This window comes from Bacteroides sp. AF29-11 (assembly GCF_003602895.1).
Lineage (GTDB): Bacteria > Bacteroidota > Bacteroidia > Bacteroidales > Bacteroidaceae > Bacteroides > Bacteroides uniformis.
In genome coordinates, this window is the sequence record NZ_QTLY01000027.1 from 1 (window position 1) to 2,427 (window position 2,427).

The 2,427-nt window shown below is 46.5% G+C and carries 3 protein-coding genes; all 3 read right to left on the reverse strand.

From position 1 onward, the window contains the following. The coding region (locus tag DWZ03_RS19835; protein WP_133303183.1) for an aldo/keto reductase at nucleotides 1-607 on the reverse strand (607 nt) is incomplete at its 3' end. 39 nt (nucleotides 608-646) lie between these two features. Then, nucleotides 647-1,321, reverse strand: a complete 675-nt coding sequence (locus DWZ03_RS19840; RefSeq protein ID WP_120130558.1) for a RibD family protein — start codon at nucleotides 1,319-1,321, stop codon at nucleotides 647-649. Nucleotides 1,322-1,342: 21 nt separating this feature from the next. Next, nucleotides 1,343-2,134 (reverse strand): SDR family oxidoreductase, encoded by a 792-nt coding sequence (locus DWZ03_RS19845; RefSeq protein ID WP_195657744.1) that lies wholly within the window; start codon nucleotides 2,132-2,134, stop codon nucleotides 1,343-1,345. Nucleotides 2,135-2,427 lie beyond the last annotated feature (293 nt).

Below are 2,427 nucleotides of genomic sequence, written 5' to 3' on the forward strand. Positions count from 1 at the left end.
CGCCAAGCGGATACCAGCATTCAAGCACTATGTTGTGCTGTTTTAGCTTTTCTTGCCAATATTTGCGCTGTGCATACGGATGACACTCTATCTGCATGGCGGCAGGCTTAATCTTCATGCTGTCAACGATGTCGCTGAACACACGGTCATTATAGTCGAAGTTGCTGATTCCTATTGACCTTACCTTACCTTCTGATACGGCTTTTTCCAAGTCATGCCATGCACCTTTGTAGTCTCCGACAGGTTGGTGCAGATACAGAAGGTCGATGTAATCGACTCCGAGTCTTTGTAACATTTCATCTATGGCCTTTGCCGTTTTTCCCTCACCGTATTCATTTGGCCAAAGTTTGGAAGTCAGCCATATCTCTTCGCGTGGTACTCCGCTTTCACGGATTGCTTTTCCCACACTTTCTTCGTTGCGGTAGGCATGTGCGGTGTCGATGTGACGATAGCCGCACTTCAAGGCGGTCAATACGGAGTTGTAGGTATCATCACCGTCAGCGATGCTATATACGCCGAGTCCGAACTGCGGCATCTGAACGCCGTTGTTCAGCGTCAGATAGGTCTGCTTTACTGTCTGTTGTGCTTGCATAATTGTTGCTGTCATTAATGCTATTAAACTGATTATTAACTTTTTCATGCTGTCTTATTTGTTAACCGTGTATTTCAGCCACACTGTATTTCCCATACGCTCCACATCGTTAAGTGTCAGCATAGTAGGAGGATAGTTCTTCTCTTTGATGCCATCGAATACGGCAGCCATTCCTGCTCGTCCATCAATACCACCGCCAATCATCACGCTCACTTCATCAAGCAATCCGCTTTGCAGGAAAGCTCCGTTGATGTGTCCTCCGCCAACGATGCCCAGACGCTTTATCTCAAAGTTTTCTGCCAGTATCTCTACCGAACGACGGAGGTCGATGCCTTTCTTGCCACACGCAATCCATGAAATTCCATTTGCCGTGAGATACTCGTGATAATCCTGCGGACAGTCTTCGTCTGTGATGACCAGCAGGTTGTTAGCCGATGCATCATGAGGCCACTTCAGCGAGCCGTGGGTGTCGATGGCAATGTCATAATGGCTGGCAGAATGAGCCTTGTAGAATTTCTCCTTGCCAATAGGTGCAAGGTCGCTCGCCTTGAAAGGTTCTGTCAGGGCATAGTGCATCTGTCGGCTAACTCTTCCTTCGAGCACGGCATCGAAGTTCAACTGACCGAGTGCCTGATAGTAAGCGTCAGTTTTATCAATCTCTGCTGTCATCGAACAGTCTATACGACCGTCCACCGATGACATCATGTGACATATTATATATGGTCTCATCTGATAAATCTGTTTTGAAGGTTATTTAAACAGTTTCTCATAGAACCACTGCTTAAACTTTTCGTAGCCCATCTCATAATACTGGTTGTAAAGCTTCTGACATACAGAGTCGGTGCAGTAGCGCAACTGGTCCTTGTCGTCTGTAGCTGCACGATAGATGGTCTGGGCTGCTTCTTCTGCGGTAGCAAATTCGGGGTTGCCGTCACGCAGATATTCCTGCTGGCGCGCATTAGCCTCCTCATAGCCTGTAGTGTCGTTAAGCGGAGTCTGGAAATTGGTCTTGGTTCCTCCTGGAATCATGGTCTTTACAGCCACACCAAACGGACGGAGTTCGTAATAGAGCGACTCCATCATGCCTTGCTGTGCACGCTTTGCCGCACCATATACGCCATCGCGCGGAAGTCCGATGATAGCAGCAAGTGATGTGGTGGCCATGATGATGCCCTTGCGGTGTTTCTTGAAGTGAGGGATAAACTCCTGGTTAACGTAGAGTGTGCCGAAAACGTCGGTTTCGAAAACCTTGTGGATCTGTTCCTCGGTAGGTACTTCCAGCGGAGCCATCAGTCCGTAGCCGGCATTGTTGAGCACCACGTCAATATCGTGCTTGGCAAGCACATCAGCCACGACGCGCCTGATTTCGTCATGGTTGCTCACGTCGAGCTTTACAACCTCTACGTTAGGCAACTTCGCCAGTTCCTCACCTTTGGCTGTATTGCGCATTGTAGCGATTACCTTCCAGCCGTTCTTTGCAAAAAGTTTTGTGGTTTCATATCCTATACCAGATGATGATCCTGTAATAAAAATAGTGTTCATAATTTCAAAAATATTTTTTAATCAATATTTGTTCTACATTTCGATTGCAAATTTATCACAAGTTATGCTTTTGTATATTACACAAAAGACCACAAGACTTTCACTCATTTCTGTAATACCGCCTTTTACGGAAATATATAATAGCACTTGTGCTTCCACATCTCTCGTATCAGCAAGATTGGAGAAGGTGTCCACCAAGCCTTTAAATGTCATGCGGTCCGCAAGTTCCTGTAATGTAGCATTTTCGTTCTATGCCATAGTTGGTAGAATGGAGCTTACCATCAGTGCGATTG

Coding starts and splice junctions, on each gene's coding strand:
- DWZ03_RS19840 (WP_120130558.1), bottom strand. CDS start 1,321: ATGAGACCATATATAATATGTCACATGATGTCATCGGTGGACGGTCGT.
- DWZ03_RS19845 (WP_195657744.1), bottom strand. CDS start 2,134: ATGAACACTATTTTTATTACAGGATCATCATCTGGTATAGGATATGAA.